We start from the raw sequence: 3,279 nt of genomic DNA on the forward strand, positions 1-3,279 counted from the left end.
CCGCCGGCCACGACCCCGCCGGGCGCGGTCTGGCTGGCCATGGACCCGTTGTCGAGGGGCGCCAGGTCGAGACGGGCGAGGGCGGCGGGTACGGCGGCGCGCGTCACGTGTTCGGCCGCGTCCCAGTCGGTGCCCGCGCCGATGCGCCGCAGCCCGTCGCGGGTCGCCTCATCGCACAGCGCGCCGGCGACACCAGCGGCGTACAGCTCGCGGGCGCGGACGCCGAGCCCGCCGGCAACGGCGTGTTCCGTGGCCAGGTCGGTGCCGAACATCGCCGGGTCGTCGGTGGCCAGCGAGCAGGCCACCCCGGCGGCGCGCAGCGCGGTCAACGGATGCTGGGCGAGGGCGGTCACCGACCGGGTGCGCAGGTTCGACACTGGGCACACATCGAGCACGATCCCCTCATCGACGAGCCGGCGGACCAGCGCCGGATCCTCCACCGCGCGGATCCCGTGCCGGATCCGCCGGGCGCCGAGCGCGTCGAGCGCCCCGCGCACCGATTCCGGCCCCGCGGTCTCCCCCGCGTGCGGCACGGCCGCGAGCCCCGCGTCCGCGGCGAGCGCGAAGGCCGGCGCGTACGGCTCGGGCGGATGCCCGACCTCGGGGCCGCCGAGCCCGATGCCGACCAGCCCACGGTCGGCGAACCGCGCGGCCCAGCCGGCCACCACCGCTGCCTCCTCCGGGGGCAGCACGCGGTCGATGTCCGGGGTGAGGCGTACCTCGACGCCGAACCGCTCCCGGGCCTCGATCGCGCCGTCGGCGTAACCGTGGAAGATCTCCTCCACCCGCACGCCGCGATGCACCCTGTACCACGGCGAGAAGATGCCCTCGATGTAGACGGCGCCATGCGCGGCCGCCTCGGCGGCGTAGTCGACCACCACCTGGCGGAAGTCGGCCTCGGTCCGCATCACGTTCGTCGTCATGATCCAGACCTGCAGAAAGTGGTTGAAGTCGCGGAAGCGGTAGAGCTCCGCGAGGCCCTCCACCGTGTTCGACGGCAGCGCCTCACCGTTGCGCCGGGCCATCGCCAGCAGTGTCGCCGGCCGCACGGTGCCTTCCAGGTGGACGTGCAGCTCGATCTTCGGTCCGGTGGGATGCGGCACGGGGCCGGCCCCCGGGGCGGCGGCGGGCCCGCTCACCTGGTGACGAGCGGAAGTGCCGTGGAGGAGAAGTGGGAGGCAACGCGCTCGTCCACCGGGTCGAGCGCCGGGTCGCGATGCACAACGAGGTGGCGGTAGAGGGTGTCGCGCTGCGCCGGGATGCGCTCGGCGGTGCGGATCAGGGAGATCAGCTCGGAGCGGTTGGTGCGGTGGCGGGCACCGGCCGAGGACACGACGTTCTCCTCCAGCATCACCGAGCCGAGGTCGTCGGCGCCCATATGCAGCGTGAGCTGGCCGACCTCCTTGCCGGTGGTCAGCCAGGAGCCCTGCAGGTGGGCGATGTTGTCGAAGAACAGCCGGGCGACCGCGACGAGGCGCAGGTACTCCAGCGTGGTCGCCTGCGTGCGACCGCCGAGGTGGTTGTTCTCCGGCTGGTAGGTCCAGGGAATGAACGAGCGGAAACCACCGGTCCGGTCCTGCACGTCCCGAATCAGACGCAGATGTTCGATGCGCTCGGCATTCGTCTCGCCGGTGCCCATCATGAAGGTCGCCGTCGACTCCAGCCCGAGGGTGTGCGCGGTTTCCATCACCGACAGCCAGACGTGGCCCGGCTCCTTCAGCGGCGCGATGGCGCGCCGCGGCCGCTCCGTGAGGATCTCCGCGCCGGCGCCGGCGAAACTGTCCAGACCGGCATCACGCAGGCGAGTGATGACCTCGGGAAAGCCCAGGCCGGACGTACGGGCGATGTGCACGACCTCGCTGGCACCGAGCGAGTGCAGCGCGAGCTGGGGATACGCCGACTTGATCGCCGCGAACACCCGCTCGTACCACTCGATGCCGAACTCGGGATGGTGCCCGCCCTGCAACATGATCTGGGTGGCACCGAGCTCGACCGCCTCGCCGCACTTCACGACGATGTCGTCGACGTCGCGGACCCAACCCTCCGCGTGCTTCGGCGGCCGGTAGAAGGCGCAGAACCGGCACGCGGTGACGCAGACGTTCGTGTAGTTGATGTTGCGATCGATGATGTACGTGGCGATGCCGTCCGGGTACCGCTGGCGGCGCACCGCGTCCGCCGCGCTGCCGAGCGCGTGCAGCGGCGCCCGGGTGTACAGCAGCAACGCCTCCTCGGGCGAAATGCGCCCACCCGACGCTGCCCGCTCGAGCACCGCCCGGATCTCGCCGTCAGCACCGACAGGGCCGGCATCCACAAGGCTCACCCTGCGATCGTACGACCTGGGTACCGCCCGCCGCGCCGGGTCGGCACGCGGATCATCCGGCATCGACCTCGCAGGTCACCTGGTTGAGGCAGGCGGCCATACCAGGGGCACCGGCCGGCCGGGCGGAGTGCCGCCCGGCCGGACCGCAGGTGCACGGAGCATCAGTAACCGGGACGCGCACCCGGGTCGGCAGGGTCGACGCGCGGGGCGACGTCCTGGTCGTAGCCACTGGCGGACGGGGTTTCACCCGCGGGCGCAGCGGCACCGGGCTGGTAGCCGTTGCCGGACGACGAGCCGTATCCGTGGTTGGTGCCGGCCACGTGGCCGGCGCCGGGCGCCTTGTCCACTCCGGGCTCCCGCGTGGCACCGGCACCGGCGTCCGTGCCGTGGCCGGTCGGCGGCGGCGGCGGCGCACCTGGAGTGTTGCTGTGACCATGGCCGCGAGTGCGGTTGGTCACCTTCTCCTGCATCTGCTTGATCTTGGCCCGGTTCTCGGGCTTGTTCGCGGCAGCCTTCGCCTTGTCGACCATCTCGCGGGTCTTCGGGCTGTGCAGGAAATCGTTGATCTTCGTCGATATGCTCGCCATGAGATAGGTGTACCTACGCGACGGGGGGTTTACCCCTGCCGGCGCACCGTTTTGGCTAGCCGCCGCCCGAGGAACCGGTAAAGGTGTCCTTTGTCCGGTTCCACCAGCTGTCCAGCTGGTCGTTGACGTCGTTCCTGACCGACGTGGTCGCCTTGTCCCACAGCCGGCTGCGCTGCTCGTCGACCATCGAGGCGATCTGGTCGGCGGCTGAGAGCAGCAGCAGGACCAGCACCACAAAGATGATCGTCTTCTTGAACGGTATCCGCAGACGGCGACGTCGCCGGCGCGGTCGGGCCGCCGGCTCGTCGTAGGGCGCGGCCTCCCGGCCACGGCGCTCCGGCCGCTCGATGACCTGCCGGGGCGCGGGCTCCC

The 3,279-nt window shown here is 71.6% G+C and carries 3 protein-coding genes and 1 pseudogene; all 4 read right to left on the bottom strand.

The genetic code is table 11. The features are described 5' to 3' along the window. A partial coding sequence (gene add / locus MXD58_RS23530; RefSeq protein ID WP_250609937.1) for an adenosine deaminase occupies positions 1-1,139 on the bottom strand: 1,139 nt, incomplete at its 3' end. Continuing rightward, positions 1,136-2,320: a cyclic dehypoxanthinyl futalosine synthase gene (mqnC, locus tag MXD58_RS23535; protein WP_248838656.1), complete on the bottom strand. Its 1,185-nt coding sequence runs from the start codon at positions 2,318-2,320 to the stop codon at positions 1,136-1,138. The genes mqnC and add, both read right to left, overlap by 4 nt. A 161-nt stretch (positions 2,321-2,481) precedes the next feature. After that, positions 2,482-2,907 (bottom strand): hypothetical protein, encoded by a 426-nt coding sequence (locus tag MXD58_RS23540; RefSeq protein WP_248841458.1) that lies wholly within the window; start codon positions 2,905-2,907, stop codon positions 2,482-2,484. A gap of 55 nt (positions 2,908-2,962) precedes the next feature. Next, positions 2,963-3,279: pseudogene (locus MXD58_RS23545) on the bottom strand (serine/threonine-protein kinase); the annotation flags it as partial.

Source organism: Frankia sp. AgKG'84/4, from assembly GCF_023242965.2.
Taxonomy (GTDB): domain Bacteria; phylum Actinomycetota; class Actinomycetes; order Frankiales; family Frankiaceae; genus Frankia.

Excerpts from the sequence above, each read along its gene's own strand:
- MXD58_RS23540 (WP_248841458.1), bottom strand. The coding sequence starts at position 2,907 with ATGGCGAGCATATCGACGAAGATCAACGATTTCCTGCACAGCCCGAAG.